Source organism: Bradyrhizobium sp. (assembly GCF_016462955.1).
GTDB lineage: Bacteria > Pseudomonadota > Alphaproteobacteria > Rhizobiales > Xanthobacteraceae > Bradyrhizobium.
The window spans coordinates 1-2811 of record NZ_JAEMSD010000505.1 but is presented as its reverse complement, the minus strand read 5'-3'; the positions used below and the strand labels follow the sequence as shown (position 1 = coordinate 2811).

The 2811-nt window shown below is 67.1% G+C and carries 2 protein-coding genes; both read left to right on the top strand.

The window, feature by feature from the left end:
• Nucleotides 1–629, top strand: a 629-nt coding sequence (locus JHD07_RS32950; RefSeq protein ID WP_291629724.1) for a pyridoxal-dependent decarboxylase, incomplete at its 5' end; no start/stop codon positions are given.
• Between the two features lie 295 nt (nt 630–924).
• Nucleotides 925–2811, top strand: a 1887-nt coding sequence (locus JHD07_RS32945) for a DEAD/DEAH box helicase (RefSeq protein WP_291629722.1), incomplete at its 3' end; no start/stop codon positions are given.

Here is a 2811-nt window from a genome sequence, read left to right as displayed (position 1 = left end):
GGAATGCGATGATCTTGCCGGAGCTGCGGTGGATGTGGGACGGCATCGAGAGCGCCGACAGTGTGGTGATCAACGCGCACAAATGGCTCGGCGTCCCCTTTGACTGCTCGCTCTATTTCGTTCGGGACGAACCTCACCTCCTCAGGGTGATGTCTGCCGACCCGAGCTTCCTGCAATCTCAGGCCGACGAGAAGGTCCGCAATCTGCGTAACACCGGCATTCCTCTCGGACGGCGGTTCAGGGCGCTGAAACTATGGTTCGCCATTCGGGAGCAGGGCGTTTCCGGGTTGCAAGCCAGGTTACGGCGCGACATTGCCTTGGCTCGAGATCTTCGGTCGAAAGTCGAGGCAACACCGGGCTGGCACGTCATCGCGCCCGTCGCTCTGCAAACCGTCTGCATCGTGAACCGTCCGAAGTCTGTGCCTTCCCATCGTCTCGATGAATTCACGCGCGCGTGGGCGCATGCAGTGAATGCCTCCGGTCAAGCTTATGTCACGCCCGCCATCGCGGCGGGGCATTGGATGGTCCGCGTCTCGATCGGCACGATCTCCACCGACGCGGTCGATATTGAAACGGCCTGGCGTTCGATACAAGAAGCGGCCGCCGCCCTCGTTCCGGAGTTTTCTTGAGCGGTCGATGGATCGTCGCATCCCGGGGGCACATTGGTGTGTGCCGGACCGACAGTCGCTAAGGCGCGGTGTATGGGGCGTTCTGTATTCAGAACGGGTAATGGCAGCAATCCTGCAACCCCTGGGCGCGGTGCTTTCCCGCAAGCCATGCAACATAGGCATGGTGATTTCTCCGCGCTTGGCGTAAAGAGCATCCAAATCAAATCGCCCGTGTTGCTGGCCAGCTGCCGCGCACGCGAGCTCAGGCCCGCCGGTTTACCGTTCGCGCGCCTGAATTAACCAAGGTTTCCATCCCGTGTCTCTTCCGGCCCTGACCCCGCCGCTCGCCCGCGCTTTGGCCGAGCGGAATTACGATTCACTGACACCCGTCCAGCTTGCGGTGCTCGCTCACGAAGCCACCGGCCGGGACCTGCTGGTGTCGGCCCAGACCGGCTCCGGCAAGACCGTCGCCTACGGACTCGCCATTGCCAAAAATCTTCTCGACGATTCCGAGCAGTTCGGACCTGCGGCCGCCCCGCTTGCCCTGATCGTCGCGCCGACCCGCGAGCTTGCGCTTCAGGTCCAGCGCGAGCTGGCCTGGCTCTACGGGCGCGCGGGCGGGCGCGTCGTCTCCTGCGTCGGCGGCATGGACCCCAGGCGCGAGCAGCGCGAGCTCGCCGCCGGCGCGCACATCGTCGTCGGCACGCCCGGGCGGCTGTGCGATCATTTGCGCCGCGGCCGTCTCGACATCTCCGAGCTGCAGGCGGTCGTGCTCGACGAAGCCGACGAGATGCTCAATCTCGGATTTCGCGAGGACATGGAGTTCATCCTCGAGACCACGCCGGAGACGCGCCGCACGTTGCTGTTCTCGGCGACCTTTCCACGCGGCATCGTCGCGCTCGCCAGGCAATATCAGCGCGACGCGTTCCGGATCGAGGTCGCGGGCGACGAGGGCGGTCACGCCGACATCGAGTATCGCGCGATCCGCATCGCGCCCGCCGACGTCGAACATGCCGTGGTCAACGTGCTGCGCTTCTACGAGGCGCCGAGCGCGCTGGTGTTCTGCAGCACGCGCGACGCCGTCCGGCACTTGCAGGCGGCCCTCCTGGAGCGCGGCTTTTCCGTCGTCGCGCTGTCGGGAGAGCTGACCCAGAACGAGCGCACCCTGGCGTTGCAGTCCTTGCGGGATGGACGCGCTCGCGTCTGCGTCGCGACCGACGTCGCCGCCCGCGGCATCGATCTGCCGAGCCTCGACCTCGTCATCCAAGCCGACCTGCCCAACGACGCCGAGGTGATGCAGCACCGCTCCGGCCGCACGGGACGTGCGGGCCGGAAGGGGACGAGCGTCATCCTGGTGCCGCCGGCCCGGCGGCGGCGCGCGGAGCTGCTGCTCGATCTCGCAGGCGTCGAGGCAGTCTGGGGCACTGCGCCGCAGGCGGACGAGATCCGCAAGCTCGATCATGCGCGCATGAAGGACGTGCTGTTCACGGAGGAGACCACCGCCGACGATCTGGCTTTGGCGCAGGCGCTCCTGGCCGAGCGCTCGGCGGAGGACATCGCCGCGGCGCTGGCGCGGCTCTACCGGGCGCGGCTGCCGTCGCCCGAGGACATCATCGATCCCGGCGAGCGAACTTCCCGGCCGCGCGAGGAGCGTGGCCGCGACAGGTTTGAAGGCGGCGAGGATCGTCCCGCGAAACCTCGCGCCAAGTCCGCAAAGGCATCGTCGAAGCACGGCATGGCCGAGGGCAGCGTCTGGTTCCGCGCCGCGATCGGACGACGCAAGAATGCCGAGGCGCGCTGGCTGCTGCCGATGATCTGCCGCCGCGGCGGCATCGACAAGCGCGACATCGGCGCCATCAAGATCATGGACACTGTCACCGAGTTCGAGATCTCCGAGCGGGCCGCGGAATCCTTTGCCGCCAAGATCAAGCGTCCGGACAAGGAAGACAGCATCCGCATCGAGCCGATGGCGGACGCCCCGCAGCACCAGGCGCCGGAGGGGCGCTCGGACGCGCCGCGCCGCGAGAGGAACGATGGCGACCGTCGCGAACGCCGCGACGAGCGCCCGCGGCAGGCGCCTGAATTCAAGCCACGCGGCAAACCGCCCGGCGAGCGCGGCGCGAAATTCGACGATGCGCCGTCCTTCGCAAAGAAAAAGAAGCACCGCGACAAGCAGGCCCGCGCGGAGCCGTCGGTCACGCCC